The sequence below is a fragment of the Shewanella sp. ANA-3 genome (assembly GCF_000203935.1).
Lineage (GTDB): Bacteria > Pseudomonadota > Gammaproteobacteria > Enterobacterales > Shewanellaceae > Shewanella.
The window spans coordinates 3,879,305-3,905,255 of sequence record NC_008577.1 but is presented as its reverse complement, the minus strand read 5'-3'; the positions used below and the strand labels follow the sequence as shown (position 1 = coordinate 3,905,255).

General features: G+C 49.0%; 28 protein-coding genes. 17 read left to right on the top strand and 11 right to left on the bottom strand.

Annotated elements, in window-relative coordinates; translation table 11 throughout:
• Window positions 1-330 precede the first annotated feature (330 nt).
• From SHEWANA3_RS17115 to SHEWANA3_RS17070, 10 genes are all read left to right on the top strand, one after another.
• Window positions 331-1,593, top strand: coding sequence for an HlyD family efflux transporter periplasmic adaptor subunit (locus tag SHEWANA3_RS17115; protein ID WP_011718073.1), 1,263 nt, complete (start codon window positions 331-333; stop codon window positions 1,591-1,593).
• 95 nt (window positions 1,594-1,688) lie between these two features.
• Entirely contained in the window at window positions 1,689-1,964 is a 276-nt protein-coding gene (locus SHEWANA3_RS17110; RefSeq protein WP_041413130.1) for a hypothetical protein, read from the top strand.
• A 95-nt stretch (window positions 1,965-2,059) separates the two neighbouring features.
• Window positions 2,060-2,800: an ABC transporter ATP-binding protein gene (locus tag SHEWANA3_RS17105; RefSeq protein WP_011621658.1), complete on the top strand. Its 741-nt coding sequence runs from the start codon at window positions 2,060-2,062 to the stop codon at window positions 2,798-2,800.
• Window positions 2,801-2,808: 8 nt separating this feature from the next.
• Window positions 2,809-4,113: an ABC transporter permease gene (locus SHEWANA3_RS17100; protein ID WP_011718071.1), complete on the top strand. Its 1,305-nt coding sequence runs from the start codon at window positions 2,809-2,811 to the stop codon at window positions 4,111-4,113.
• 11 nt (window positions 4,114-4,124) lie between these two features.
• Window positions 4,125-5,324, top strand: coding sequence for an FtsX-like permease family protein (locus tag SHEWANA3_RS17095; protein WP_011718070.1), 1,200 nt, complete (start codon window positions 4,125-4,127; stop codon window positions 5,322-5,324).
• Window positions 5,325-5,420: 96 nt separating this feature from the next.
• Window positions 5,421-6,857, top strand: a complete 1,437-nt coding sequence (locus SHEWANA3_RS17090; protein WP_011718069.1) for a sigma-54 dependent transcriptional regulator — start codon at window positions 5,421-5,423, stop codon at window positions 6,855-6,857.
• Between the two features lie 40 nt (window positions 6,858-6,897).
• Window positions 6,898-8,553: an ATP-binding protein gene (locus SHEWANA3_RS17085; protein WP_011718068.1), complete on the top strand. Its 1,656-nt coding sequence runs from the start codon at window positions 6,898-6,900 to the stop codon at window positions 8,551-8,553.
• Window positions 8,554-8,785: 232 nt separating this feature from the next.
• A complete protein-coding gene (locus tag SHEWANA3_RS17080; protein ID WP_011718067.1) occupies window positions 8,786-9,196 on the top strand; it encodes a curli production assembly/transport protein CsgE in 411 nt (136 codons plus the stop codon).
• A 10-nt stretch (window positions 9,197-9,206) separates the two neighbouring features.
• Window positions 9,207-9,602: a curli assembly protein CsgF gene (locus tag SHEWANA3_RS17075; protein WP_011627049.1), complete on the top strand. Its 396-nt coding sequence runs from the start codon at window positions 9,207-9,209 to the stop codon at window positions 9,600-9,602.
• Entirely contained in the window at window positions 9,602-10,408 is an 807-nt protein-coding gene (locus tag SHEWANA3_RS17070; protein WP_011718066.1) for a CsgG/HfaB family protein, read from the top strand. The genes SHEWANA3_RS17075 and SHEWANA3_RS17070 overlap by 1 nt, the downstream gene beginning before the upstream one ends.
• 58 nt (window positions 10,409-10,466) lie before the next feature.
• Here SHEWANA3_RS17070 and SHEWANA3_RS17065 read toward each other — a convergent pair whose 3' ends face one another.
• A complete protein-coding gene (locus SHEWANA3_RS17065) occupies window positions 10,467-11,069 on the bottom strand; it encodes a TetR/AcrR family transcriptional regulator (protein ID WP_011718065.1) in 603 nt (200 codons plus the stop codon).
• 21 nt (window positions 11,070-11,090) lie between these two features.
• Window positions 11,091-12,515 carry a coniferyl aldehyde dehydrogenase gene (locus SHEWANA3_RS17060; protein WP_011718064.1) on the bottom strand — a complete coding sequence of 475 codons (1,425 nt, stop codon included), beginning with the start codon at window positions 12,513-12,515 and terminating at the stop codon, window positions 11,091-11,093.
• A gap of 197 nt (window positions 12,516-12,712) precedes the next feature.
• On the opposite strand from SHEWANA3_RS17060, the gene SHEWANA3_RS17055 reads away from it, so the two are divergent.
• The 3 genes from SHEWANA3_RS17055 to SHEWANA3_RS17045 all read left to right on the top strand — a co-directional run bounded on the left by SHEWANA3_RS17055 (window position 12,713) and on the right by SHEWANA3_RS17045 (window position 14,162).
• Window positions 12,713-13,111, top strand: a complete 399-nt coding sequence (locus SHEWANA3_RS17055) for an STAS/SEC14 domain-containing protein (protein WP_011718063.1) — start codon at window positions 12,713-12,715, stop codon at window positions 13,109-13,111.
• Between the two features lie 19 nt (window positions 13,112-13,130).
• Window positions 13,131-13,562 carry a universal stress protein gene (locus SHEWANA3_RS17050; RefSeq protein WP_011718062.1) on the top strand — a complete coding sequence of 144 codons (432 nt, stop codon included), beginning with the start codon at window positions 13,131-13,133 and terminating at the stop codon, window positions 13,560-13,562.
• Window positions 13,563-13,724: 162 nt separating this feature from the next.
• Entirely contained in the window at window positions 13,725-14,162 is a 438-nt protein-coding gene (locus SHEWANA3_RS17045; RefSeq protein WP_041412752.1) for a universal stress protein, read from the top strand.
• 2 nt (window positions 14,163-14,164) lie between these two features.
• On the opposite strand, the gene SHEWANA3_RS17040 is transcribed toward SHEWANA3_RS17045, so the two are convergent.
• Window positions 14,165-14,986 carry a transporter substrate-binding domain-containing protein gene (locus SHEWANA3_RS17040; protein WP_244096625.1) on the bottom strand — a complete coding sequence of 274 codons (822 nt, stop codon included), beginning with the start codon at window positions 14,984-14,986 and terminating at the stop codon, window positions 14,165-14,167.
• Window positions 14,987-15,146: 160 nt separating this feature from the next.
• Window positions 15,147-15,698 carry a DUF924 family protein gene (locus SHEWANA3_RS17035; RefSeq protein ID WP_011718059.1) on the bottom strand — a complete coding sequence of 184 codons (552 nt, stop codon included), beginning with the start codon at window positions 15,696-15,698 and terminating at the stop codon, window positions 15,147-15,149.
• A gap of 198 nt (window positions 15,699-15,896) precedes the next feature.
• On the opposite strand from SHEWANA3_RS17035, the gene SHEWANA3_RS17030 reads away from it, so the two are divergent.
• The 3 genes from SHEWANA3_RS17030 to SHEWANA3_RS17020 all read left to right on the top strand — a co-directional run bounded on the left by SHEWANA3_RS17030 (window position 15,897) and on the right by SHEWANA3_RS17020 (window position 18,181).
• Window positions 15,897-16,232 carry a winged helix-turn-helix domain-containing protein gene (locus SHEWANA3_RS17030; RefSeq protein WP_011718058.1) on the top strand — a complete coding sequence of 112 codons (336 nt, stop codon included), beginning with the start codon at window positions 15,897-15,899 and terminating at the stop codon, window positions 16,230-16,232.
• Window positions 16,229-17,704 (top strand): FAD-dependent oxidoreductase, encoded by a 1,476-nt coding sequence (locus SHEWANA3_RS17025; protein WP_011718057.1) that lies wholly within the window; start codon window positions 16,229-16,231, stop codon window positions 17,702-17,704. Before SHEWANA3_RS17030 ends, SHEWANA3_RS17025 begins: the two co-directional genes overlap by 4 nt.
• 111 nt (window positions 17,705-17,815) lie before the next feature.
• Entirely contained in the window at window positions 17,816-18,181 is a 366-nt protein-coding gene (locus SHEWANA3_RS17020) for a hypothetical protein (protein ID WP_011718056.1), read from the top strand.
• On the opposite strand, the gene SHEWANA3_RS17015 is transcribed toward SHEWANA3_RS17020, so the two are convergent.
• The 7 genes from SHEWANA3_RS17015 to SHEWANA3_RS16985 form a co-directional block, all read right to left on the bottom strand.
• The gene (locus SHEWANA3_RS17015) at window positions 18,178-18,519 is read right to left on the bottom strand and encodes a DUF2956 domain-containing protein (protein WP_011718055.1); all 342 of its coding nucleotides are present in this window, start codon (window positions 18,517-18,519) and stop codon (window positions 18,178-18,180) included. The genes SHEWANA3_RS17020 and SHEWANA3_RS17015 overlap by 4 nt on opposite strands.
• 82 nt (window positions 18,520-18,601) lie before the next feature.
• On the bottom strand, window positions 18,602-19,420 hold the full coding sequence (locus SHEWANA3_RS17010) for a heme ABC transporter ATP-binding protein (protein ID WP_011718054.1): 819 nt from the start codon (window positions 19,418-19,420) through the stop codon (window positions 18,602-18,604).
• Window positions 19,421-19,431: 11 nt separating this feature from the next.
• Window positions 19,432-20,448: an iron ABC transporter permease gene (locus SHEWANA3_RS17005; RefSeq protein ID WP_011718053.1), complete on the bottom strand. Its 1,017-nt coding sequence runs from the start codon at window positions 20,446-20,448 to the stop codon at window positions 19,432-19,434.
• An 18-nt stretch (window positions 20,449-20,466) separates the two neighbouring features.
• Window positions 20,467-21,387 carry a hemin ABC transporter substrate-binding protein gene (locus SHEWANA3_RS17000; RefSeq protein WP_011718052.1) on the bottom strand — a complete coding sequence of 307 codons (921 nt, stop codon included), beginning with the start codon at window positions 21,385-21,387 and terminating at the stop codon, window positions 20,467-20,469.
• A gap of 92 nt (window positions 21,388-21,479) precedes the next feature.
• Window positions 21,480-21,917 carry a biopolymer transporter ExbD gene (locus SHEWANA3_RS16995; protein WP_011718051.1) on the bottom strand — a complete coding sequence of 146 codons (438 nt, stop codon included), beginning with the start codon at window positions 21,915-21,917 and terminating at the stop codon, window positions 21,480-21,482.
• Complete coding sequence (locus SHEWANA3_RS16990) at window positions 21,914-22,651, bottom strand: MotA/TolQ/ExbB proton channel family protein (RefSeq protein ID WP_041412748.1); 738 nt, start codon at window positions 22,649-22,651, stop codon at window positions 21,914-21,916. Before SHEWANA3_RS16990 ends, SHEWANA3_RS16995 begins: the two co-directional genes overlap by 4 nt.
• A gap of 83 nt (window positions 22,652-22,734) precedes the next feature.
• Complete coding sequence (locus SHEWANA3_RS16985) at window positions 22,735-23,610, bottom strand: TonB family protein (RefSeq protein WP_011718049.1); 876 nt, start codon at window positions 23,608-23,610, stop codon at window positions 22,735-22,737.
• A 248-nt stretch (window positions 23,611-23,858) separates the two neighbouring features.
• Here SHEWANA3_RS16985 and SHEWANA3_RS16980 point away from each other — a divergent pair, with 248 nt between their 5' ends.
• Window positions 23,859-25,946, top strand: coding sequence for a TonB-dependent hemoglobin/transferrin/lactoferrin family receptor (locus SHEWANA3_RS16980; protein ID WP_011718048.1), 2,088 nt, complete (start codon window positions 23,859-23,861; stop codon window positions 25,944-25,946).
• The last annotated feature ends 5 nt before the right edge of the window (window positions 25,947-25,951 follow it).

The following is a 25,951-nucleotide window of genomic DNA, read 5'->3' as shown; positions in this document are numbered from 1 at the left end:
GCAGGATCTTATGTGGCAAGGATTTAGCTGTAAAGGGAAACTCAGCCATTTCACCAATAAAAGTGTTAACGCATGTTGAGTGTCCGCACTCCGTCTTCCTCCTTTATTCACAAACCGCTTTTCAGCGGACACTTTCGCGAAAACCAGCGGACACTTTTTAATAAAGCCCTCGGTGTCCGCGGACACTTTTATCTTGAATTTAACTTAACTTTATGAAAGTAAATGTTTTAATGAAATTGGCATAGGCGTTGCTATTACTAGATATCGATTTTTAATAGTGTCCGTAGCGATGGGCCTATCCAGCCCTCCGACAGGGAAGCGAGAAACGCCATGATTAAAGATACCAGCGGCCAGGATAAAGTCCTTGTGCCATCGACCGCTAAACGCCTCAAGTTGCCTCTGATGATTGGCGGCTGCACCTTACTGGTTAGCGCCTTAGTGTGGGCCAGTTTTGGTAGCGATAAAGTCAGCCAGTCCATCAGCCGTAGCGAGCTCACCACCGCTACTTTATATGTTGGCACGCTCACTCGAGATGTGGCCACCACGGGCAAAATTGTTGCCGCCAATGCGCCGATCCTCTACAGCACCGAAGAAGGCACAGTGACGCTACTGAGCAACCCAGGGGATAGCGTCAGCAAGGGTGATGTGGTCGCAAAGCTGGAGAGTCCAAGATTAACCAATCAATTAGAGCAGGCCAAATCGCTATTGGCGGGATTAGAGAGCGCCCTTGAACGTGCCAAGCTAGACGCTAGACGTAACCAATTACAAGTCAATCAAACCTTAGACATGGCCTCGGTCGATTTGGAAGCCGCCGATCGGGAGAGCCGTCGTGGGGATTTACTGATCCAATCTAAACTGATCAGCCAAATCGACTATGAGAAGGGTAAGGACGATCTGCACAAGGCAAAACTCAAATTTAAGCATGCGGAGCAGGAAGTGGCCTTAACCAAGGATACCTTAACCTTTGAGGTGAAAAACAAGGCCTTGGAAGTTGAGCGGCAGAGTCTGGCGGTAAAAGAGCTTGAGCGTCAGGTCGACGCCTTAAATATCAAGGCGCCAGTGAGCGGCATTATTGGTAACTGGTTGACCGAGCAAAAAACGCGTTTAAGCGCTAATCAACCCATTCTGACCGTAGTCGATTTAAGTGCCTATGAGGCCGAGTTAGCGGTGCCGGAATCCTACGCCGACGAGTTAGGACTCGGAATGGAGGTCGAACTGAGCTTCGGTGAAGTCAAACTCATGGGCAAACTATCCTCGATTTCCCCCGAAGTGCGTAACCGTGAGGTGACCGCCAGAGTGCAATTTGTGCAGAGTGAAAGCTTGAAGCTGCGCCAAAACCAACGGATCTCCGCCAGAGTCTTGCTCGAGCACAGGGCGAATGTGTTGATGGTTAAACGCGGTGCCTTTATGACCAGCGGTGGTGGCGATGAGGTTTACCAAGTCGAAGGCGATATTGCTACCCGCCGCGACATTAAGCTCGGCAGTACCAGTATGAGTCTGGTGGAAGTGATCGAAGGCGGTAAAGCGGGTGACGAATGGGTGATCTCCAGTGTTGAGCCCTTCAACCATGCCGAACAGGTCAAAATGCATTGATGACCGATAGTCAAAAATTACTTATTAATCAAATTGATGTAATTAACGCCGCTCTGGCTAAAAAGTCTGCGGCTAAGGTGTACAAGGAGTTCATTATGCGTACTAAAAACGTCGATCTTGGTCTGCTGATGTCATCAAAATTGTTTGGTGTTCTGGCCTTAGCCTTACTGGTGGTGGCGGTTGAGCTGGGCATAGGTGAGGCCAACAGCTGGTTTTTCCTCGGCTTAAATATTTTGGAATGGACGAATCCCCTAGAAGAAGCGCGCCAGGTGGGTGATGTCTCGATGGAAAGTGTGAGCTTTATATTCGCCTGTCTCAATGGGTTGTTCGATGCCTTGAGTGGGTTTGTGATGGGCCGTTTTGCGGGGTAAGGGCTTTGTGTAGCCTTTACCACTTAAAGATAAGAAACTTGCGCGTTTTATAAGCCGTTTGCGCGCAAAGATAAAAATTAATCAAGGAAATTAAAATGTTATCAATGAAGAATATCAGCAAGGTTTTTAAAACGGACTTAGTGGAAACCCATGCGTTGCGGGATTTCAACCTTGAGGTGAACGAGGGCGAGTTTGTGGCGGTTACGGGGCCTTCGGGCTCAGGTAAAACCACCTTCTTAAATATCGCAGGCTTGCTCGAAGGCTTCACCCATGGGGATTATTTTTTAGATGGGATTAATGTCTCGAACCTCAGTGATAACAAGAGTGCCGCCGTACGCAACGAGAAGATTGGCTTTATCTTCCAAGGCTTTAACTTGATCCCCGATCTTAATCTCGCGGAAAACATTGAAGTGCCGCTGCGCTACCGTGGTTTTAGTGCCAAGGAGCGTAAACGCCGTGTGGAGCAAGCGTTAGAGCAAGTGGGCTTAGGCGCGCGGATGAAGCATTTGCCGACCCAATTATCCGGCGGTCAACAGCAAAGGGTGGCGATTGCTCGCGCTTTAGCGGGGGAGCCTCGTTTTCTGCTCGCCGACGAACCTACGGGTAACCTCGACAGTTTAATGGCCCGCCAAGTGATGGAATTATTAGAGAATATTAATCAGTCTGGCACCACCATCATCATGGTGACTCACGATCCTGAACTGGCTCGCCGTGCCCAGCGCAATATCCAAATTGTCGATGGTCAAGTCTGCGACTTTACCATGTATCAACCTAATGCGGCCCGCAGTGCAAGCCACGGTAGTGTCGATAAACTGGTTGCTAACGCCCAAGGCTAGGAGCGGTTATGTTCTTCTATTACTTAGATTTAGCTTGGCGTAGCATCAAAAAAACGCCCATGTTGTCGGCATTGATGATCATGGCGATTTCCATCGGCATTGGCATCACTATCACCACACTCAATATTTATAAAATGATGTCGATTAACCCCGCGGGGGAGAAATCCGGCCAATTGTTTGCGGTGCAGCTATGGAGCCAAGGTCCAGATGCCTGGGATCGCTTCGATCAACAGATCACCTATCAAGACGGGATGAACTTACTTAAGAGTGATATTCCTAGCCTACAAACCCCCATGTTTCGCACGGGCGGCGCGGTGCAAACCGAAGATCCGGCTTTTTTACCCGTGCTGCAATCTCGAGTGCGGGTGACCAATAACGATTTTTTCCCACTGTTTGGCCTCGAGTTTCAATATGGTCAGGCGTGGGATGACAGTGTTGATAAGGATGCTCGCTACGAAGTGGTGTTGACCGATGAGCTGAATAAGACGCTGTTTGCGGGCCAAAATAGTGTCGGCAAGACAATTTATTTCAATGCTAAGCCCTATCAGGTGGTTGGAGTGCTTAAGCCTTGGGCACCAAGTCCAAACTATTACGACCTTAACAACGGCGCCTTTGGCAATGTGGATACCTTGTTTGTCCCCTACAGCTTAGCGCCGATTGAGGAATACGGCAGTTGGGGGAATACCAACGGCTGGAACTATGAAAGCATCAACACCTATGCACAGCGTTTAACTTCGGAAAAGCATTGGACCCAGTATTGGGTGCAACTGGATACGCCTGAGCAAGTAGCTGAGTACCGTCAGTGGGTACGCCAATATATTGAACAACAAAAGAAATTAGGCCGCTTCAGCTCACCTAAGGCCGATGTGCAGTTGTCCGATGTTGACCAATGGTTAGCCATCAATAAAGTGGTGCCGGAGGATAACAAGGTGCTGGTGGGCCTGAGTGCACTCTTCTTAATCGTCTGTTTAGTCAATATGTTAGGGTTGTTGCTGTCTAAGTTTTTACGCCGTGCTCCCGAGATCGGCGTGCGCCGCGCCATCGGCGCTAGCCAAGGGCAGATCTTTGCCCAACATATGGTGGAAGTGTCCTTGATGGGGTTATTCGGCGGTTTACTCGGCTTAGCTTGGGCCTGGGGCTCACTGATGCTGCTGACCAAGAAGTTTGACTTGGAGGCGTCTTTAACTCACCTCGATACCAGTATGTGGTTGATAGCACCAATGATCGCGATTTTGGCGGCTGTGGTGGCTGGTATCTACCCCGCGTGGCGTGTGTGTACGACTAACCCAAGTGTTTATCTTAAGAGCCAATAATCGGGGGCAATATGTTACATATCAAACCTATTCTCAGCAGTTTATTACGCAGTAAAAGCGGCCCCTTGTTGCTGTTATTACAGATCATTTTATCAGTGGCTATCGTCGCGAATGCGAGCTTTATTATCGCCGAGCGTTTGAATTTAATGGCGCGTGATTCGGGGGTTGTTGAAAACGAAGTCTTCGATTTCAGTATTTATCATTTTGATAAATCGACGGATCTAGTCGCGCAGGATAAACGGGATTTGGAACTTCTGCGTGCGATTCCTGGCGTTATCGATGTTGCGCCCACCTCTATGGCTCCCCTGAGCGGTGGCGGTTGGTCGAGTAACTTTACGCTGGGGCCTGAGGAGCGTGCTAAATCTACGCCCAATACGGGCATGTATATGAGTGATGAGCATTTTATCAACTCCCTAGGGCTGAAGTTAGTCGAAGGACGTAACTTCTATCCCCAGGAAATCACCACAGAGTTGCTGGAAGATGGTGGCAAGATGCTCGTCACTAAAGCTTTTGCCGATAAGGTATGGCCGAATGAAACCGCACTCGGGAAAAGCGTCTATATGGGCACGCAGCACTTTGTGGTGATTGGAGTGTTGGAACGCTTACAAACCGCGTGGGTGGATAACAAAAACTTGGAGTTTAGCTCAGTGTTGTCGGTGAATTATCCCGCTGACTATAAACGCTATTTAGTGAGGGCTAAGTCGAGCGATATGGCTCGCCTCAAGGAAGTCATTCCCGAGCTGCTGCACAAGGAATATCCGAGCCGCGTGGTCGAAGGTTTTACGACCATGGGAGAGCGTCGTATCGAGGCGTACCGTGACCATGAGTTAATGGCAACCGTACTGACCATGATGGTGGTGTTACTGCTGCTGATCACATCCCTTGGGGTGACAGGCATGGTGATGTTTAATATCCAGCGCCGCACTAAACAAATCGGCACTCGCCGCGCGTTAGGGGCAAAAAAGCGCGATATTATCAGCTACTTCCTCGTCGAGAACTATTTGCTCTGCTTGCTCGGTGGCAGCATTGGTGTGCTGTTAGCGATTCAGCTCGGCCAGCAATTGATGAGCCTCTATAGCCTGCCGATGCTGGAGATAGTCTATCCATTGTTGACTGTGGCGGGGCTGTTTGCGGTAACCACCCTTGCTGTGTACTTACCAGCTCGCAAGGCCGCGAAGATTTCTCCGGCGACAGCCACCCGCAGTGTTTAAATAAGTTGAAGGGCATTAAGTGCGATAACAGTAGGATGTTATTGCACTTTTTGTTATTTTAAGGTTAATAGTTTTACTCTGGACGCACATGATCACATGGACACTATTCTGATTGTCGACGATAACCATGCCATCTGCCAGGCCTTAGGTTTAATGCTGGAGATCAATGGTTATCAGGTGTTGACTTGCCATACGCCCGAAGATGCCCTTAGCCTAATGGCAACCCAAGATGTTGATTTGGTTATCCAAGATATGAACTTCACCCGCGATACCACCTCGGGGGAAGAAGGGCGGCAGTTGTTTTATGCCCTGCGTGAGCGTCAGCAAGATCTGCCGATCATCCTGATGACGGCGTGGACTCAGCTTGAAACGGCGGTCGAGCTAGTGAAAGCGGGCGCCGCCGATTATATGGGTAAACCGTGGGATGATGCTAAGTTACTAAACAGTATCAATAATTTAATCGCGCTACATAAACTTGCCCGTGCAAACCAACAACTCGAGCGAGTGAACTCTCAGCGTCAGGTGGCGATCGCCGATGCGGATCTCTGTGGAATCGTGTTTGGCAGTGGCGCTATGCAGCGCTGTATCGACTTAGCCTTACAACTGGCGCGCTCCGATGTGTCAGTGTTGATCACCGGCCCCAATGGTGCGGGTAAAGACAAGCTTGCCGATATTATTCACGCCAATTCCCCCTTAAAAAACAAACCTTTTATCAAGGTGAATGTGGGCGCCTTGCCGATGGAGTTGCTCGAAGCAGAACTCTTTGGTGCCGAGGCGGGAGCTTTTACCGGCGCCAATAAGGCGCGCATTGGTCGCTTTGAGGCGGCCGATGGCGGCACGCTGTTTTTGGATGAAATTGGTAATTTACCCCTGTCGGGCCAAGTGAAATTGCTGCGGGTATTACAAACCGGGGAGTTTGAGCGCTTAGGCAGCCATAAAACCTTAAAGGTGAAGGTGAGGGTGATCAGTGCGACCAACGCCGACCTGGCCCAAGATATTGCCGAGGGGCGTTTCCGTGAGGACTTATTCTACCGCTTGAATGTGATTGAATTGGCCTTACCGCCGCTGAATCAACGAATTGACGATATCTTGCCCTTAGTGAAGCATTTTGTCGGCGAGGGTTTTAGCCTGAGTAAACCGGCGCAGCAAGCCCTGTTGCAGCACCGCTGGCCGGGCAATGTGCGGGAGCTGGAAAATGCCTGCAAACGTGCGGCGCTCTTGGCCCAAAGCCGAGTGTTAACCGAAGCCGATTTTGGGTTACCACCCGCCCATGGAAGTCATTCCAGTGCAATAAACACTACGACATTTGGGCGAACCCTGTCCGCAATAACACCGATTGAACCGCAGGTGAAAAGTTTGCATCATGACGTGCCTGCTCAATCGGACTCCAGCGACGCTATGGATGTTAGCCGTGAGCAGATTGAAATGGCCCTAAGGCAACACAAGGGCGTGATTGCGCGCGTGGCGAAATCCTTAGGCTTGAGTCGACAGGCCTTGTATCGCCGCATGGATAAGTTTGGTCTAGAAAAATAACCATAGCATGATAAACACTGAGCATTAGGCGGAATTTTAGGTGCAACTGCGAACAAAATTAATCATTTATTCAACCGTTTGTTGCGCCTTAGGTGTGCTCTTGACCTTAGGTGTTGTGAGCTATCGTCCGACTATCTCGCCCGTTGAAGTCGCTGCGCCCATCAAGATCCCCGATATAACTATACCGCCCCTCGATGTAGATAAGCTGCAAGAGACTGTCGAGGCAGCGATTAAAAATAACGAGCAATTACAGCAAACTCTGCCATTGCAGGAGCGTTTAAGGGCGGAACAGATTAAGCATGAGCTGCAAAAGTTGGAGCAACTTAAGCAAGAACAGCTGCAAATTAAGCTCTATAAACTCGAGCAACTTAAAGACGGACTCTTTAGCCCTTCAGTCCATCCTGAAGTGCCCCCCATAGCGCCACCCGCTGAACCTATCTCGCTGCCTAAGTTGAAGTTAGAACACGAGGCCGAGTCCACACCGCCAATCACTGAATGGCTATTCATATTACTGTTTTCCTGCGGCATCTGTGCCTTGGGTGTGGCTTGGTTTACCCGCCATTTAGCTCGCAGTCTCAATGCCTTAGAGGTTGGTTTACTCAACTTTAACGACAATGACTTTAGCGTCAGCATTCCGGCTAATGGTGAGGGGCAGCTGAAAGCATTGGCGGAGTTATTCAATGATTCGGCGGCTAAGTTGCGCCAAGAGCGGCAATATATTTACCAGCGCGAATTGCTGCTGGATAAGGTAATTCAAAGCTCTCCGAATGTGATGCTGCTGTTTAACGATCACCAAAAACTCATGTATGCCAACGATGCGGCGCGGCATCTTTTTCATATCAAAGGCAAAATGGAAGGCTTGAGCCTCGACGAGCTGCTGCAAGACTTACCCGAAGCGCTTGCCTTGGCCCTTAAGCAGGAAAAGAGCGGCCTGTTTACCATGGGCGAGGATGATACTGAGACTTGGTATCTGAGCCGTGGCCAGTTTTTACTGAATAACCAACAGCATAACTTAATCTTGCTCAAGCAGATGACCCGAGAGCTTAATCGTCAGGAAGTGGCGGTATGGAAGAAGGTGATCCGCATTATCAGCCATGAGCTAAATAATTCCGTCGCGCCCATCGCCTCCATGGTGAACTCGGGGCGTTTACTGACGAAAGATCTCGATAATCCCAAGCTTAAGCTGATATTCGACACCATAGAGAGTCGCACGAATCACTTGAGCCAGTTTATTTTCAATTATGCGCGCTTTGCTAAACTGCCTTTACCGCAGCGACGTGATGTGCCGTGGCAGCAGCTTATCGAGCATTTAACCCAACATTACCCTTTTACCTTAGCCAATGAGTTACCCGCTGAAATGGGCTATTTCGACCAAGGGCAAATGGAGCAAGTCCTGCTGAATTTACTGAAAAATGCCCATGAATCAGGTTCTAATCCCGATGAAGTCACGCTCTCGATTCGCCACCAAACCATGGTCGATGGGACGGGCTTTAGTATCAAAATCGAAGATTGTGGCAGTGGTATGTCCGAGGAAGTGTTAGAGCAAGCCCTATTGCCCTTTTACTCGACTAAACAATCGGGCACGGGTTTAGGCCTGCCCCTTTGCCGCGAAATTATCGAAGCCCACGATGGTAGCATAAGCATGCATAATCGCAGCGACGGCGGCCTATCGGTACATTTGTGGCTGCCGCAATAAACCGCGTTTAAGTGTGTATCAAGAGGTTTCACTCCTCAGCCGAATGTATTACCCAAATGGGCTATTTTGCGGTTTTTACCTTAGCTTTTCGGGCTAATTTACCCCTCCCTCTAATGACGAAAGATCGGCTGTCCTGTTACCCTGCGTAAGCGAAAATGTTGACTAAGGGCTGGTCCTTAGTTCGGCTTTGGATATCGCGCAATGGGTGGCTTTCAGCAACAGGGAGAGGAAAGTGAGATCGTTAAAAAAGCGGTTGTTCGTCTGCATCTTGTGTCCCTTGCTGCTTGTCAGTTCCCCCAGTGTTTTGGCCGATAATGACATTGAAATCAGTGGATTAGTTATAGACAGAACCTTAACCCGTTTTGGTAAGGATTTTGGCTTTTACTATTCAAGTTATTGGCGCGAATTGCCCTTTACCCAAGGCTTTAACGTGACCCTATATGAAACCGTATTTCCGCAGGCGGGCACGGTTTTAACCTTAGAGGTCAACGGTACGCGCATCTATACCACGCACTTTGGCCGCCGCGCCAATCCGATTAAAGAAAGCGCAGAGCAGGCCATATTGCTGACGATTGATTATTTAGCTCAGGTTCGAGCCAATGCCATTACGGGTGATTTTTCAGGAACAACGGACGACTTTTAGGATAATAATAATGACTTACAGGACGTTACTTTCTCTTGCCGTGCTCTGCATGGCATGCACAAGCCAAGCAACCGAATTAATCTATACCCCTGTGAATCCCAGCTTTGGCGGTAATCCGCTTAATGGCTCCTTTCTGCTGAACAAAGCGCAGGCTCAAAACGATAACAAAGCCAGCTCGACCGAAAAGGACTTTGTTACCCGCTTTAAGGAATCCTTAGAACGTAACATCATTAACTCCATTACCCGTGGCGTAGCTGACGGTGAGATCACCGATGGGGTGTACGATACGGGTGATTTCCGTATTGAAGTGGCTTCCACTGGCACAGGGGTGATGCTGACCATCACCAATATCGAAACCGGTGAAGTGACAGTGATTGAAATGCCAACTTTCGGAGGCGGAAACTAATGACTCGTTTAGTGTTTATCGCCCTGATGCTGCTGAGTATGTCAGCCTGTAGTTTGATCCCAAAGCCTGACTTAAATATCACGCCCGCTCAAGTTAATCCGATGAGTGAGGTGATGAAAGGGCTACAGAATCAGCCTGGGCCTAAGTTTCCTATCCCTGTGGCCGTGTATTCATTTCGCGACCAAACGGGCCAGTATAAGCCTCAGGCGAACGTGAGTTCATTCTCTACTGCGGTTACACAAGGGGCGACATCGATGCTGATGCAAACCTTGATTGACTCTAAATGGTTTACGCCCGTTGAGCGTGAGGGCCTGCAAAACCTACTGACCGAGCGCAAAATCAGCAACAAACAAAATGGTACTAAGGGTGATGATATTCCAGTGTTATCGACGGCGAGATTGCTATTAGAAGGCGGTATTATCAGCTACGAGACCAACACCAGCACCGGCGGCACAGGGGTGGAATACTATGGCATCGGCGCCTCGGAAATGTACCGTGAGGATTTAGTCACTATCTATCTGCGCGCGGTCGATGTGCACACGGGGAAAGTGATGATGTCTGTATCTACGAGTAAAAGGGTACTTTCGCAGGAAATGCGTGCAGGTCTGTTCCGCTATACCAGTTTGAATCGTTTGGCCGAGGCGGAAGTCGGTTTTACCACTAACGAGCCAGTGCAATTTTGCGTGTTGCAGGCTATCGAACTCGCGGTTGCCGAGTTGATTGATAAGGGCATTAAGCAAGGTTATTGGAGTCAGGCTCAGGTGAGACAACCCGCTGAAAGACAGCAGGAGTTGAGCCAAGGTTAATTCCCGTTGCGATAACAAGCACCGAGCCAGCGACATGTCTGGCTCGGTTTTTTTATGGTTAATCGGCCTGTAATGCCTTCCAAAACAGTGCAAAGCTGGCATCGCGGTAATGTTTATCTTTGCCTAATGCTGGATTATCGATAAAAAAGCGCGTGGCGGCCAAGTATTGGCCGTGACAGTTTTCAAGCATCAAATCAACGGGATAGTGAGCAATCAACCCCATCAGTTGCCCCTGTTTTATCAATTGCGCGATAAAGCCTAGGATGCTGTTCATCGCCTGCTCGCGAATATGCAGTGCTATCTGCGGCGACATAGAATACTGCTGAAAAAACAACTGTTTGACTGGATTTTCAATCGACCAATCGATCGCACTCTGCCAGAGTGTTTCGGCATTGTGCTTAAGATCTTGCCCCTCGCCGACCTGTAACAACAAGGCATTGGCAAATTCTTGCTTGATGGTAAGAAACAGGTTTTCCATCAGTGCTTCCTTGGTCGGAAAATGATGGAAGAGAGTGCCTGTGGCGACGCCCGCCTGCTTGGCTATCGATGCGGTCGAGGTGCCATGAAACCCTTGGTCGACAAATAAGCGTAAGGCGGTCTCCAAAATGGCCTGACGTTTATCCGTCATGGGTTTAGTGTCTGTTGATAATATGGTCGACATAACTACTCCTAAGCGCCCGTATTAGCGTAAAAACAGCTTCATCAACATGCGTTGGATAAAAGTGCCATAGGGAGGATGGACAAACTTACCCGTGTTGAAGCGACCTCGACTGAGCACGGTTTTAGCGTGGCTAAAGGTGAGGAATCCTTCCTTGCCGTGGTAATGCCCCATTCCTGATGGACCGATACCGCCAAAGGGGGCATCATCGGCCGCCACATGGAACACGGTTTCGTTGATGCACACACCGCCGGAATGGGTTTGCTTGAGGATTTTTTGTTGGCTCGCTTCATCAAAGCTCATCACATACAGTGCTAAGGGGCGGGCGCGATGGTTCACGTAGCTAATGGCCTCATCTAGGTTGTCATAACCAGTCACTGGCAGCAGTGGGCCGAAGATTTCTTCTTGCATCAATAGCATATCTTCAGTGGTATCGGTAATGAGCTGAGTAGCGAGTTTACGATGCTGGCTATCAATCACGTCATTCGAGGCGGGGATCACCTTAGCGCCTTTAGCCTTGGCATCTTCAAGCACTGTTAGCAGACGTTCAAACTGGCGGGCATTAATAATGCTGCCGTAGTCTTTGTTATGAGTAATGGCGCCATACATGGCCTGGAATTTCGCTTGATAGGCTTGGATAAACTCTGCCACTTTCGCCTTAGGGCAAAGTACATAGTCAGGTGCTACACAGATTTGTCCAGCATTCAAACACTTACCATAAATCATTCGTTCTACTGCTATCTCAAGTGGCATATCGGGGGCGATAATCACTGGTGACTTACCGCCCAGCTCGAGAGTCACTGGCGTGAGATTATTGGCGGCGGCGCGCATCACATGGCGACCGACTGTGGTTGAACCTGTGAACAGCAAATGATCGAAGGGCAGGGCTGAAAACTGCGCCGCGACATCGGCTTCCCCTTCGACCACGGCAACATGGGATTCCTCAAACACTTCGGCAAGCAATTGCTTAATGACGCTATTGGTTGCTGGGGTAAATTCCGAGAGTTTGAGCATGGCATGGTTGCCTGCGGCGATGGCCGTGACTAAGGGACCGATAGAGAGCATGACGGGGAAGTTCCAAGGCACGATTATCCCTATCACCCCGAGCGGCTGATAATGCACTTTCACTTGGGCGGGAGCGAGTAAGATGCCCGCATGGCGGCGGCTTGGCTTGAGCCATTTCTTCAGGTTTTTCAGGCTGTAATTAATGTTATTGACCACGGGCATAATGTCGGAAATCAAGCTGTCGTCGACCGATCTGTGGCCATAGTCCTGTGAAAGCGCCTCGACGAGCGGCTGTTGGAATTTCAGCAAGGCGGCCTTAAGGCGTAGTAAGCGTTCTTTACGGATAGCGTAATCGGGATTCGGGGCTGCCAAGTAACTTGCACGTTGGCGCTGGAGTAACTCGGTGAGTGGCGAGATTTTTGCTGGGTCTGTTGCCATATTCATAGTGATCCCTCGGGTGCAAGCCTTAAGCTTTGGAAGCGATTTGTGGTGTATAAAAACAAACCGACTGATTAGTCGGTTTATCCTAGCGAACAGCGTGAGCATACGCAAGTGTTCTGGTGCTTTTATGAGCAAGATCACGGCCTGTTATGGGCTTAACTTCTACACTTAAAAGGTAGTTTGTTAGACAAGGAGTAGGTATGACTTTGTTAAAGCATGGTATTTCTGTTGGCATTGAGCGTTATGGCGATGATGATTTTTTTGTTGCCTTTAAAGCGGTTGGTACCTTAACTCATCAAGATTATGAGGTGATGGTGCCCGTGCTCGAGGCCGCGTTAGCAGGGGTAAAAGATCCCGATATTTATGCCTTAGTCGATGTGACTGAGCTCGAAGGTTGGGAACTTCAAGCCGCTTGGGACGATCTAAAATTAGGGGTTAAGCATGTTCGTCACTTTGAGCGGATTGCCATAGTCGGTAAAACGACGTTACAGGAGGTGATGGCAAAGCTGGCAAACTGGTTCACTCCGGCCGAGGTTAAGTTTTTTGTCGATAAGCTGGATGCTATTACTTGGCTCAAAGATGAGCTTAACGATGACTAGCCATTAAGGAGAACAGATTATGCGTTCAGGTCAAATACTCTGGCCCACAGATTTTTCGGAAACTGCGGCCCATGCGCTACGTTATGCTATTGAAATGGCAAATTTATACCATGTAGGGCTAAAGATATTACACGTTGTAGAGCAACCAATCGGTGACGAGAACTATATGATCTTAGCGATCACGCCTGAGGAACTCGCTAAGAGTATGGAAGAAGCCGCCGCAACCAAGATGCAGGCTTTACTCGAGGGGCTCAAAACCGAATTACCTATTACCACCCTAATTCGCCGTGGCGATCCCGTCGATCAGATTTTAGAAGAGGCCAATGGTAAGGATGTGGGCATGGTGGTGATTGCCAGCCATGGCAGGACGGGGATCTCGCACTTTTTACACACTAATGTCGCCGAGGCCGTGGCCAACGGCGCCGCTTGCCCAGTTCTGGTAGTGAAATAGCATTTAAAGCTCTGATAAGAGGGCGCTAAGGCGCCCTTTGTTTTTGATTGCTAAAGCATAATTAATTTTACGGCCTAGCTGCTTGTCCCGATTTACTGCTATAAAATACAGATTATCAGCCCCCATTATTGGGCGAAACAACCATAAGCGATGGATAAGATCATGCGTACTCAAGAAGTGTTATGCCCGACGGACTTTTCGGCAACTGCCGCCCACGCTCTTAAATATGCGGTTGAAATGGCAAATCTTTATCAGGTGGATATCCGCTTGTTGCATGTCGTTAGCCCAGCACGAAGCGCCCACTTTTACGGTGTGGCTGTGGAGACGCCTGCAACGTTAGAGCAACAGCTCGCTGAATTTGTTGAACAAAAAATGCAAAGCCTACAACTGGAGATGCAGCAGGGATTAAAGTCAGGCCTTAGTATCAAATCTGTCATTCGCCACGGTGATGCCAGTGAGGAAATTCTCGCCGAAGCCACCAATGTGGGCATGGTGGTCATTGCCAGCCATGGTAGCACTAGCTTAATGGACTTTTTAAAACCCCATGTGAGTCAAGATGTGGTGCGACTCGCTAAGTGTCCGGTACTAGTCGTTAAGTAGGATCAGAGCGGATCATGCTTTAACACTGAATGATCCAGCAGGGTATTAGCCGCCTCGGCCTCATTATCTAGGGACACTAAACGTCGATATTTTTCCTGTAGCGCGTTGAGTGTTCCATCTTCGGTGATCTGCTTTAATCCCAGATTAAAGTCGTCTCGAATTTGTTCATTTAAGAAGGCAAATTTATATTCAGTGGGTGGGAAAATACGATTGCAAATAGCCACTTGTTTGATTTCTGCCTCGGTCAATTTCCCCTCGATAAATGCCTGCTTGAGATAGTATTTAAAGATATTCTTATCCATCACCACGACATCGGCCCTGTGCTTCATCAGCATATACACCTGTTGTATCTGTCTGGCCTGTTCCTGATAACTGGGATTGGTTTTCGCCATTTGGGTAAATTCTTCCCCAAGCAATATCGAAGCGCGTTGGAAGGCCACCACCTTCTTACCGTCTAAGTCTTTAACGCTATTGATAGTGAAGTCTTTATCATCGAGGCTGATGGCGCAGTTTTGGTAGCGGATGGCGACATCGGAGTAAAAGACTTTATCAACCATGCCGTCTTTAATGTTGATAATGCCGTCGAGTTTGCCTTCCTTGAGCTCATGGAAAGTACGGGCCAAGGGCAGGTAGTGAATGCTGGCGTTGTGACCTTTAACGGCTAACGCTTGGTATAACAATTCAAGCTCTAAACCGCTGTTGGATTCTTGGATGACATAGGGGGGAATAGAAAGGCTTACCCCAATTTTCAGCTCCGCCGCCTGCATTATTTGGGGATGAATTAGGGCGGTTAAGCCCAACAATCGGTAACGAAACCAGTACATTCTGGCGGAACCTGAAGCAACTTTAGCGTGTTTCATCACTCATCAATACCTCGTTGTGAGTCACCAACCTGTATTGGCCGCTCCATGACCTACAGCAATAAGTGTAGTTTGCTAATTTATAGTCTTAGTTATTTTATTTAGCAAAAGCGTAATCAGGCTTTTAGAAGGAGGATCCTGGTTGGCTTAAAAAGGCGATCTCTTCTGCGGTAGATTCTCTGCCTAATATCTTGTTTCGATGGGGATAACGACCAAATCTGTCAATAATCTCCTTGTGCCTCAGTTCAAATGCTAAATTGGCGATAGCCGCTTCTCGGTTGAACAATTTCACCGCAACTTGATGAATAAGCGGTGACTCGCTATGCATGTAGGGCATAAATAAAAAGGGCACTTGTTTTGGCTTAAGTGCTTGGTCAACCTGCTGGGCGACGGCCTCTTGGGCAAGGACGAGGGCGATGGCATCGGCCTCAAACGCGGCGGGCGTATCGCGATAAATATTTCGGGAGAATTGATCCAGCACTATGATTTCGGCTAAACGACCTTGAGGCGTGACGCGCCAATCGGCAAGTTCACCCCGCTTGGCTTGTTTGAGTAAGCCTTCAAAGCGGGACTGGATTAAAGCATCAAATTCAGGGTCTTTGATCCACCAAGATTTAGGTGAGATTTCCTCAAACCAGAAATGTAACACTTGCTCAGCGGTAATCATTTGGCTCATTGCTTGCTCCCATCGATTGACTCCTCTTAGAAATAACAGCCATGGGGGGATAAACACAAGTCAATGAGGATAATTTGTTCAATATTGGCGGGTGTAACCCTGTAAACTCTGCCTAATAATTTGCGCTTAGGCTATTTCTTATTCACTGAATATCAAGTAATTTTATAGTCTCTTGATCAATTTTTGGATCGTTCCTCTATGCCCCTAGAAGCCGCAGCCACTCAATCGATGTCGAAACAGCATAAGGCATTTTTGCGTAAGTTATATTTAGCGCATTTAATGGATGATGAACGACATAACCTTTTATCACTCAATAAATTAACTGGAATGCCTCGGCGCACGCTGCAGGATTCTATCGCCGCATTTGAAGATATAGGGATTCGAGTAGAGTTTGTGCAGGACGGCAGCCGTAATAATGCGGGTTATTATCGTATCGTTACCTGGGGGCCTATCAGCAGCGCTTGGGTTGATACCCATGTCGATGAAATTGCTGCAATCATTGGTGTTAATGCCTCGAGTGAAACGTTGGCGTGAAAGAGCGCGGATTTTGGTTCGACACTGAGCCTCAGTTAAATCAACGAGCCGTTTTACCACCCTTAGAGCAGGATATCACCGCCGATGTTGCCATTATCGGTGCGGGGTATTCCGGGCTTTGGACGGCTTATTATCTAAAGCAATACCAGCCAAATCTGTCTGTGGTTATCCTTGAGGCCGAATACATAGGCCAAGGTGCATCCGGCCGCAATGGCGGTTGGTTGATGGGCAGTTTCAGTGGCGATGTGGCCTATCTTAATCGGCTCGAGGGCGAGCAGCGCCTTATCGCTAAAGCCATTATTCAAGAAACTATTTCTGAAGTGGCCACAGTTTGCGCTAAGCACCATATCGACTGTGATTTACACCATGGCGGTAACTTGCGGGTCGCGGCGCGTTATCCAGAGCAACTCGCTAATATTAAAGCCGAATTAGCGCAGTGGCGCGCAGATGGCTTTGGTGAAGAAGATATACGTTGGCTGGATAAGACCGAGCTCGATAAGCAAGTGTCTATGGCCGAGGGCCAAGCGGCACTTTTTACCCCCCATTGCGCGCGAATACATCCGGCGAAACTCGTCTGTGGCTTGGCTGATCTGGTGCAAAGCTTAGGGGTGAAGATCTACGAGCGCACGTCTGTAAATCACATGGCGCATCTTGGTGATGCACTTACTCAATTACAGACGCCGCAAGGAAATGTTCGTGCGGCGATTGTGGTGCCCGCAGTGGAAGGTTATCTACGTCAGCTCAGTGGGCTGGGGCGATTTACTTTACCCGTGCAGAGTTTACTTATCGCCACCGAGCCGTTAACGAACGTTACATGGGATGCAATTGGCTTGGCTAATCGCGCGACCTTTAGTGATGCCAGCCGTATAGTGACTTACGGTCAGCGTAGCCCTGATAATCGGTTGATATTTGGTGCCCGTGGCGGCTATGGCTTTGGCGCGAAAATACGCACCGAATTTGGTTTTGACCCTAAACTTTTTAATGGGAAATTTCCTGTAAATCAAAGCCCACCTCAGTGTGCTTTCGAGGGCGAATTTGGCTTTCGTTATCAATTATTGTTGGCGTTATTTCCTCAACTTAAGGGCGTACAAATTACCCATGGTTGGGGCGGAACGTTAGCCTTGGCGAGGCGTTTTGCTCCCCATGCCATCTTTGATCAAAGTCTGGGTTTAGGCCTGATTGGCGGCTATGGAGGGGAAGGTGTCGGGGCGGCAAACCTATTTGCCCGCACGCTGGTGGACCTGATATTAGGGCGTGATACACAGCTTGCATCTATGCCTTGGGCGTTTAATGCTTCAGTTCAACAGGTATTAGCACCCTGGGAGCGCGAGCCTTTGCCTTGGCTCGCTTACCATGGCATGAACAAGATTTTTGCGTGGGAAGATAGGCTCTACAGTCAGCCAAAGAGTGCGGCTTGGCAAAAGGGCTTAGCTAAGCGGCTCGCGAATCGATTAGAAGGCTTAATGAGTTAATCTGCTTATAAACCAGTGAGTTAATCAGCCCATTACCGAGTCATTTTTATTCATACACGATTTATTCATACACGATTTTTCATACATGATAACTACTTTGATGATCCGAATATGTTAACCGAACAGTTTTTTCTACAGGGCCGCTTTAAGCTTGAGACCATTCCCCATGAAATGCGAATGTCCCATTGGGTGTATGCGCCGAGATTAACCGATACACAAAGCGGGCAAGTGCTGCTCGATCTTGTCGGCCAATGCTGGGATTGTCAGTTTGCGATAGAGCGGGACAATACGCTTTGTCTAACACTCGATGGCTACCCCGACAGAGCCAACTGGCTTGAGTTGGCCTTTTTGCCCGAGACGGGGCGGGTCCAGCTAAAGGTTGGCAATATCAATGCTAAGGCGCTAACTGCACAAGCGTTTCATCCGCATGAGCTAACTGGTTACCTTGATAGGTTACGCGTTAATCTCCTCAGTTAAAGGAATATATAAGCCCCAAAGCCCAGCCAGCTAAGGAGTAATAGGGCGATGGCTGCCCAAGCAACAGCAGTAAATTGAGTCTGCGGTAGCGAAAAATCTTCGCCGTCATCCATCTCGTCGGCCGCGCTCGCTTGTTGGTTTCTTGCTCTTAGTTGTTGTTTTCTCAATTTATCGCGCTCACGGGCCTTGGCTTTTTGGCGTTTTTTGTATTCGGCAATGCCCTTTTCAATCCCCTGCGCGATAAGCTTGGTCTGTTCCTTCGTTTGCCCCGGTTTTTGCGTGGCTTTGGCAATGCTTAAGGCGTCTTGCTGCGTTTCTGTGGAAATTGTGTTTTTCATCTGCTCAATGTACTGGCGATATCGATTGGCACGATTATACCCTTAACCTTAAGTGAAAAAGCTTAGCGGGTTCGATTTTGGATTAAAAAATCAATGGGTAACCGCCCTGTGGTGCAGGAATAAACTCAGGTTCATAATCCCATACCTGCCGAATAATCTCGGCCGATAAAGCCTTGCTTGCCGAGCCTTCACTGACAATTTCGCCATGCTTGAGGACGATAACTCTATCGCTATAACGGGCGGCCTGATTGAGATCGTGTAGTACCACAATCACAGTGTAGGCGTGTTTATGGGCGAGATTTTTTGCCAGCGCTAATACCTTATGTTGCTGTGCCAGATCCAGCGCCGAGGTGGGTTCGTCGAGCAGTAAAATCGGCGGGAAGGGGGATTGGCTCAACTGAGTTAATACCCGCGCCAGTTGTACCCTTTGTTTTTCGCCGCCAGAAAGGGTGGGGTAGCTACGCTGCGCCAAGTGCACTATCTCCACCTCGGTGAGCCATTTTGTGACTAACTGCTGTCCCTCTTTTTGACTCAAGGTTAAGGGATAAAGCCCCATGGCGACCACTTCATGCACCTTAAAGGGAAAGGTTAAACTCGCGTGCTGTGGTAGCACCGCTAGCGATTTTGCCAGTTCAGCCCTTGGCCAATCGACAAGCGGGCAGTGCCCAAGCCGAATGCTGTCGCGCGCGGCGGGGATCTCTTGGCACAGCGCCTTTAACAGTGTGGACTTACCCGCGCCATTCGGTCCTAACAGTGCGGTGAAACTGCCCGGTTGAAATTGCACACTAATGTCCTTTAACACCGCCTTATCGCCGATAGCGTAGCTGAGTCTATCCACGCTTAGTTGAGCACGTTCAAAATGTTGTTTAGCGACGGGCGCAGCCGATAAGCTCATAGCCATGGGGTTCTCGCTTAGATTAATTTGCTGCGTTGTTGCAGGAGTAAAAAGATAAAGAATGGTGCACCAATGAGCGCTGTCACTAAGCCAACGGGGAGTTCCGCTGGGGGTAAAAAGGCGCGCGCGCCGATATCGGCAAGTGCCAACAAGGCCGCACCTAGCAGGGCGCTCATAGGGAGGAGGCGTTGATGATCTGGCCCCAGCAACATACGCACTAAATGGGGCACCACTAAGCCAATAAAACCGATAATGCCTGTTGCTGCAACACTGACGCCGACCCCTAAGGCGCAGAGCAGGATGAGTCTCAGCTTGAGTGAATCAACATCAATCCCTAAATGCCTGGCCTCGGCCTCACCGAGTAGCAGGGCATTAAGCGCCTTAGCATCACGATTAAATTGCCAACTCAGCAGTGCTAACACCACTAAACACAAGCCCACATATTGCCATTGTGCGCCAGCAATACTGCCCATTTGCCATAGGGTTAAGTCCCTAAGCGCCATATCATTGGCTAAATAGGTCAGCACGCCAATTCCAGCTCCGGCGAGTGCGGCAACGGCGACGCCAGATAACAGCAATAACACGACCGATGTACCTAAAGCGCTGCTGGCAAGGCGATAGACAATAAGGGTAGTGATTAAGCCAGAGGAAAAAGCACTGACAGAAATCATGACAGATTCGGCGTGAGGGAACTGCACTATGCAGATTGCTGCGCCTAATGCCGCGCCGGATGACACGCCAATAATCCCAGGATCTGCCAAGGGGTTACGAAACAACCCCTGCATCACAGCACCGCATTGGGCCAACATGGCCCCAACGGCAAGGGCGAGTAAGGTACGAGGCAAGCGGACATTGCTGACAACCAGTTGCTCGTGGGGAGCAAGATTGCCAATATTTTGCTCCGTGGCCCAGTTAAACACCGCGCTGAGGGAGTCGATAAGGCTGATATTCACTGGCCCGACACTGACGGAAAGTAAACTGCTGAGGATAAGCAGCGTTGCCATGGTGGGCCATAGCCAGCGATGTTGTAACATACTCATCAGCCCCACAACTTATTGATCTTGCTTGAGCAAAGTGGCTGCCAAGGTTTCAGCCGCACCGATAGCGCTAATACCTAACCCGCCGAGTAAGGCCTGTGGGGCAAGGGTTTGGATATGGCCATTTTTGCCTGCTGGAGTGTGGGCGAGTAACGGCATTTCCTTCAGTAGTGCTTGCGCGGTTTGTTCATCAGTTTGTGTATCGCTCTGCTCGCTGCGCTTAGAGAGTAAAATCACATCGGGCTGGAGTGAGAGTATGCCCTCTTGGGATAGACTCTTATAACCTTCAAAGTCGGCAATATTCTTCGCCCCTGAGAGCGCGATAATGGTATCGGCCGCAGTGCCTTTACCGCCGACGCGGGCGCCGCGTCCTTCCTGTAATAACATAAACAGGATTTTCGGTTGGGCCTGTTGCTGGCTCAATTGCTGTTGTTTATTTAGCCCTTCAAGTCTTTGATGCAAATCTTGTTTTAACTTTATCGCTTGGTCAGTGCGTTTCAGTAGCTGAGCTAGGGTATCAATATTCGTCATCAGTTGTTTCTCATCGGCACTGGAGGGTAACTTCACCACCTCTATCTTGGCCTGTTTGAGTACATTGAGTGTGGTTTCTGGCCCCATTACCTCAGAGCCGACAACTAGAGTTGGCGACAATGCCATAATGCCTTCGGCCGACAACATTCTGTGATACCCCAGTTTGGCAATTGACGCTAAATGCTCGGGAAGATAGCTGGTGGAGTCCACTGCAACCAGCTCGTCAGCTGCATCGAGGGCAAGTACCAACTCAGTCACTCCAGCGCCCGCGCTAACCAGTTTTATCTCCTGCGATAAGGCATTGGTCGAGAATAAGGCCGCGAATGTTGAGAGGCTGAGCGCCTGGAAAAATAGCCGCCAGTTATTGGCTGATTTATTGGCATGACGATTGGCTTGAAACAACATGGATAAACTCCTACTTCATCTGTGTGCAAGGCAGGCAAAAGGTACTGCCAAGGGAAATGGTTTCGAAAAATGTTCTGCTTTAACCTAAGCGATTAATGCTCCATCAAAATCTGCGTCTGGCTGATGGCATTGCCCTGCAAGAGCGCTAACAGCTGCATTAAGGGTTCTACTGGCGCGGCTTTATCCGCCGCGATAACAATACTGGCCTGAGGATGACGTTTTAGCTGTTCTTCAAATGCCGAACTGAAGGCGTTTAACTCGGAATAGGTCTCGCTGTTTAGCGCCCAATGGGGAGCGTTTGCCATAATATTGATAGCAATGGATTCTTTCGGTTCGACGGCCGTGATGGCGCTGCTTGGGCTTTGCGGCACTTCCACGGGTAAACTCATCAAACGGCTATTAGCGGTGAGCAATAGAAACACTAAGACGATAAAAATAATGTCAATCAGTGCCGTAAGATCGATGCTCGGAAGGGGCTCTAAGGCCGAGATCCCCGCTTGAGGTAATGAGGCTCTATCGGCACTGATCATGGCTGTGACTCGAGTTGAGTGTTAGACGCGGGTTTAGCACGATTAACGTCGGCAAAAGCCTGATAGTGATTCTGCTCGAGGGCGATATGTTCAACCCCGGATAGCCACAAATTGAGTTGATTCAATACATGACTCACTTTTACGCATTGACTATGGGCCCAGATCCCAAATAAATGGGCGGCAGTAATGGTCGGCACCGCGATAATCAGACCCGCAGCCGTGGTGTTCATCGCCAGCCCAAGCCCTGCACTGAGCTGTGATGGGGTGACAGGACCTTGGGATTGCCCTAACTGGGCGAACATCTCAATCAGCCCCAGTACCGTCCCGAGTAAACCCAGTAACGGGCTAATAATCCCAATCACTTGCAGCAATTTAAGACCCGCCTGTAGGTCCCTTTGCTGTTTGTTCAGCCACAGACTCAGTAATTCTTCCCTGAGCGGCTTTGGCTTATCGGCTTGTTTTAGCAGTAAATTGGCGCCCCTTGTCAGTAAGTCCTGCTGACGACTAGTGCTATCGATAAGCGCTTGAACGGTTTCACTGCTGGCCTTGGCATCGGATTGACGCAGCGCTTTCACCCAAGCCTGTTTTTTGGGTGATATAGATGCAAAGGATTGCTGTAAAAATAAGGCGCTACGTTCGAGGCAAATCATTAACGCGAGAAAAGCGCAGATAAGTAGCGGCCAAGTCAGGGCGCCGAGTTGAGCCTGTAGGGTGGAAAAGTCAGTCATGGGCAATTGAACCTCTTAGGTCAAATTCGTTATTAAATAAGTGGTTATCAAGCTATCAGCGATAACTGGAATACTGCGGTTAGGGACGTTCAATTTAAGGCGAAGCGAATAGGTACTCTCACCTTGTAATGGCTGGCCAGTTTGTTGGTGGGCGCTTGAAACTCCCAGGTTTCAACCGCCTCTAATGCCGCTTGATCTAGCAGCCCCACGCCCGAGCTTTTCACTAAGGTGAGGGCGAGCTGTTGTCCAAATTCGTTAAACATCACTTCTACCGTCGCCGTGCCTTCAAGCCCTTTTTTACGTGCCATGCGTGGGTAGGTGGGTTGCGGCGGTTTACTGGCAAAAGTCGGTGTTGCCAGCTCGATAACCTCGGGAGTGGCTTTAGTGTTCTCGCTGACACTGGTGGGCGTCACATTGGTATTGTTAATAACGGTTTTATCTTGAGTGTTGCTTTCTGCCATTTGCGACAACAGTTGGTCAGAAGGTTTTGTTATCTCTCCAGTTTCTTTCTGATGTTGTGTATTTGCGGCCATAAGAGGTTTGGCAGTTGTCGCACCTGCCTTAGAGGATGTGTTCGGCGTTGGCTTGTTTTGCACTGCGGATTGAATCGTTTGCGGCTTAGCTTTGGTTGGTTTGGGTGCTTGCCTTGCTATTTCAGTTACTGGTGTATCAGTGAGTGTTGGCGCCGTTTGGGGCTTACTGGTATTAGGCACATTTGTTGAAATCGCATCTTCGGTAATCGTATTTGCAGGCGTATTTTTTATCGCTGATATGGCCGCTGATTTTTCTGCTGCACTATGGGTTGCAAAGCTTAAGGTAACCGCTTTATTTGCTTCTTTGAATGCGGTCATTTGTGTCGATTCACTGAGACTACTTAGTAATGGCATAGCAGGCTGCGATGCAATCACACCCGTTTGGATTGCAACGGTTAATGCGCCAAAAACCAGATATCGTTTCGGTGTCACAGTACGCCTTCCAAGTTCAAAAAACAGTCGCCCATCAATCAATGCTAATTAAGATACGTGAATATAAATAAGATCGCAAATGATAATGATTTCCATTTGATCAATTTTCCAATCTCAGTTAGAGTGCCAGCAATTACGAAAATGGATGCTCAAAAATGCAGCAGCTCGACCTAGGTTGACGGACTAACCATAAATGGTCGATTTGAATTCTAATCGATTAATATCATTGATGATTTAAGGATGTAACCATGCAAAAAAAGCCGTTAGTTATCGCCATTGCGATCGCATTAACGACTACGGCGCTAAGCTTCACGTTAGCGGCTGAAGAAGGTGTGACTGCGCAGCAAAAGGAAAAGAAACCGGAATTAGTCGAGACTGAGTTTGATGAAGTATTAGTCAGCGCGACACGCTTGAGTGAAAAAGTCTCCCAGACGAGCCGCAGTGTTGCCGTTGTGAGTGAAGAACAGCTCAATGTGGCTCAGGCATCATCGGTTGCCGAAGCGCTAAAAAATGAAGCCAACATCACTTTAACCAATGGTCCGAGAGCGACGTCTCAAGGGGTTGAGATCCGTGGTTTAAGCGGCGATCGTGTATTACAAACCATTGATGGTGCAAGACAGAATACCAGTTCTGGTCACCGTGGTTCTTACTTTATGGATCCAGAATTACTCAAATCAATTGAGGTGATTCGCGGTCCTGCCAGTAGTCTCTGGGGCAGTGGTGCTATCGGTGGTGTGGTGGCGCAGAATACTAAATCGGCTCAAGATTTCTTAGCCCCTAACGAAACCTTCGGTGGCTATCTAAAGCAAGGCTATGACACTAATGGCGACCGCACTAAAACCAGCGCTGCCGTGTATGGCCAACAAGATACTATTGATTGGTTAATCAATGGATCTTACTTTGACTCCAATAATATCAATACGGGGAATGACGAAACCTTAACGAACAGTGCTTCTTTGGGGAGCAGTGGTTTGGCTAAGTTTGGATGGCAAGCCGATGAGGCTTCACGCTTAGAGTTATCGGCAAGAGTTAACAAGATTAATGAACTCGTGCCGAGTAATCCTTCCGCTGCGGTGAGCAGTTCAGTGCCTTTAGTGCGCCGCAAAACGGACGATCAAAACGTTACCCTTAATTACAGCTTGGCGCCGGCAAATAATCCATATTTGGACACTAAAGTGCAGGTCTATTGGAATAGCACGGATTATGACGAAGACCGAGTGACAAAAGGTCAATTTGATAGCACCGAATACCGCACCATTGGCATCAATCTCAACAACAGTTCGCAGTTAGGGAACACTAAGCTGACCTATGGTGTCGATGGTTATCGCGATACCCTTAAAACCGTTAGAGACGATAGGGGCCAAGTGGGGCAGCGCCCAGGGGATATCGATGGTGAGACCACAGTGTGGGGCGCCTTTACCCGTGCCGATATTCAATTGACGCAAACCGTCAATCTTGACGCCGCCTTACGTTATGACAGCTTCAAAAACGAGAGTCACAACCTTAATGCTTCTGCGGATGACAATGAGTTATCGCCTTCGCTGGGCTTAAGTTGGCAGACTCAGCCGTGGCTGACTTTAAGTGCACGGTATGATCAGGCTTTCCGTGCGCCAACGGTTGAGGAAATGTTTTCTACCGGAACCCATTATTGCATTCCGCCGATCCCCGGATTTTTACCCCAAGGTCTGTGTAATACCTTTGCGACGAATCCTAACTTAAAGTCTGAAGTCGCCCGCAATAAAGAACTGAAAGCCGATTTTCGTTTCAACAACTTAGCCGGTGATGATGAGCTGGCTTTCACCGTAAACATCTTCCGTAACGACGTGGACGATTTTATCGTTCAGCAAGTCTCCAATCCGTTAATGGGGATCCCAGGATTTGAGCAAACCACCTCATGGAATAACGTGGAAGATGCGCAATTAACTGGCTTTGAGCTCAGCGGCCGTTATCGCATTGGGCAAACACGGCTGGCGATGAATTACGGTCAGACCCGCGGTGAAGACCGTAAGACTGGCGACTATATCGAAGGTATGCCCGCCAATAAGTTTAACGTCGATCTCTCCCAAGGCATCATGGAAGGCGATATGAAACTCGGCACTCGAGTGACCTATGTCGCCAGCCAATCCAATACGCCCGAAGGTTATCGCGTGGCTAAGTATGACGACTATACCCTGTGGGATGTGTACCTCGCCTGGGAGCCAGCGATGGGGGCTATGTCTGGCCTGAGAGTCGACTTTGCCATCGAAAACATTGGTGATGAGAAATACCAGCAGGCATGGCAGACCCTATATCAATCTGGTCGCAATATGAAGTTGTCAGCACGTTATATGTTCTAGGCCCA

Coding starts and splice junctions, on each gene's coding strand:
- SHEWANA3_RS17115 (WP_011718073.1), top strand. CDS start 331: ATGATTAAAGATACCAGCGGCCAGGATAAAGTCCTTGTGCCATCGACC.
- SHEWANA3_RS17110 (WP_041413130.1), top strand. CDS start 1,689: ATGCGTACTAAAAACGTCGATCTTGGTCTGCTGATGTCATCAAAATTG.
- SHEWANA3_RS17105 (WP_011621658.1), top strand. CDS start 2,060: ATGTTATCAATGAAGAATATCAGCAAGGTTTTTAAAACGGACTTAGTG.
- SHEWANA3_RS17100 (WP_011718071.1), top strand. CDS start 2,809: ATGTTCTTCTATTACTTAGATTTAGCTTGGCGTAGCATCAAAAAAACG.
- SHEWANA3_RS17095 (WP_011718070.1), top strand. CDS start 4,125: ATGTTACATATCAAACCTATTCTCAGCAGTTTATTACGCAGTAAAAGC.
- SHEWANA3_RS17090 (WP_011718069.1), top strand. CDS start 5,421: ATGGACACTATTCTGATTGTCGACGATAACCATGCCATCTGCCAGGCC.
- SHEWANA3_RS17075 (WP_011627049.1), top strand. CDS start 9,207: ATGACTTACAGGACGTTACTTTCTCTTGCCGTGCTCTGCATGGCATGC.
- SHEWANA3_RS17070 (WP_011718066.1), top strand. CDS start 9,602: ATGACTCGTTTAGTGTTTATCGCCCTGATGCTGCTGAGTATGTCAGCC.
- SHEWANA3_RS17065 (WP_011718065.1), bottom strand. CDS start 11,069: ATGTCGACCATATTATCAACAGACACTAAACCCATGACGGATAAACGT.
- SHEWANA3_RS17060 (WP_011718064.1), bottom strand. CDS start 12,515: ATGAATATGGCAACAGACCCAGCAAAAATCTCGCCACTCACCGAGTTA.
- SHEWANA3_RS17055 (WP_011718063.1), top strand. CDS start 12,713: ATGACTTTGTTAAAGCATGGTATTTCTGTTGGCATTGAGCGTTATGGC.
- SHEWANA3_RS17050 (WP_011718062.1), top strand. CDS start 13,131: ATGCGTTCAGGTCAAATACTCTGGCCCACAGATTTTTCGGAAACTGCG.
- SHEWANA3_RS17045 (WP_041412752.1), top strand. CDS start 13,725: ATGCGTACTCAAGAAGTGTTATGCCCGACGGACTTTTCGGCAACTGCC.
- SHEWANA3_RS17040 (WP_244096625.1), bottom strand. CDS start 14,986: ATGTACTGGTTTCGTTACCGATTGTTGGGCTTAACCGCCCTAATTCAT.
- SHEWANA3_RS17035 (WP_011718059.1), bottom strand. CDS start 15,698: ATGAGCCAAATGATTACCGCTGAGCAAGTGTTACATTTCTGGTTTGAG.
- SHEWANA3_RS17030 (WP_011718058.1), top strand. CDS start 15,897: ATGCCCCTAGAAGCCGCAGCCACTCAATCGATGTCGAAACAGCATAAG.
- SHEWANA3_RS17020 (WP_011718056.1), top strand. CDS start 17,816: ATGTTAACCGAACAGTTTTTTCTACAGGGCCGCTTTAAGCTTGAGACC.
- SHEWANA3_RS17015 (WP_011718055.1), bottom strand. CDS start 18,519: ATGAAAAACACAATTTCCACAGAAACGCAGCAAGACGCCTTAAGCATT.
- SHEWANA3_RS17010 (WP_011718054.1), bottom strand. CDS start 19,420: ATGGCTATGAGCTTATCGGCTGCGCCCGTCGCTAAACAACATTTTGAA.
- SHEWANA3_RS17005 (WP_011718053.1), bottom strand. CDS start 20,448: ATGTTACAACATCGCTGGCTATGGCCCACCATGGCAACGCTGCTTATC.
- SHEWANA3_RS17000 (WP_011718052.1), bottom strand. CDS start 21,387: ATGTTGTTTCAAGCCAATCGTCATGCCAATAAATCAGCCAATAACTGG.
- SHEWANA3_RS16995 (WP_011718051.1), bottom strand. CDS start 21,917: ATGATCAGTGCCGATAGAGCCTCATTACCTCAAGCGGGGATCTCGGCC.
- SHEWANA3_RS16980 (WP_011718048.1), top strand. CDS start 23,859: ATGCAAAAAAAGCCGTTAGTTATCGCCATTGCGATCGCATTAACGACT.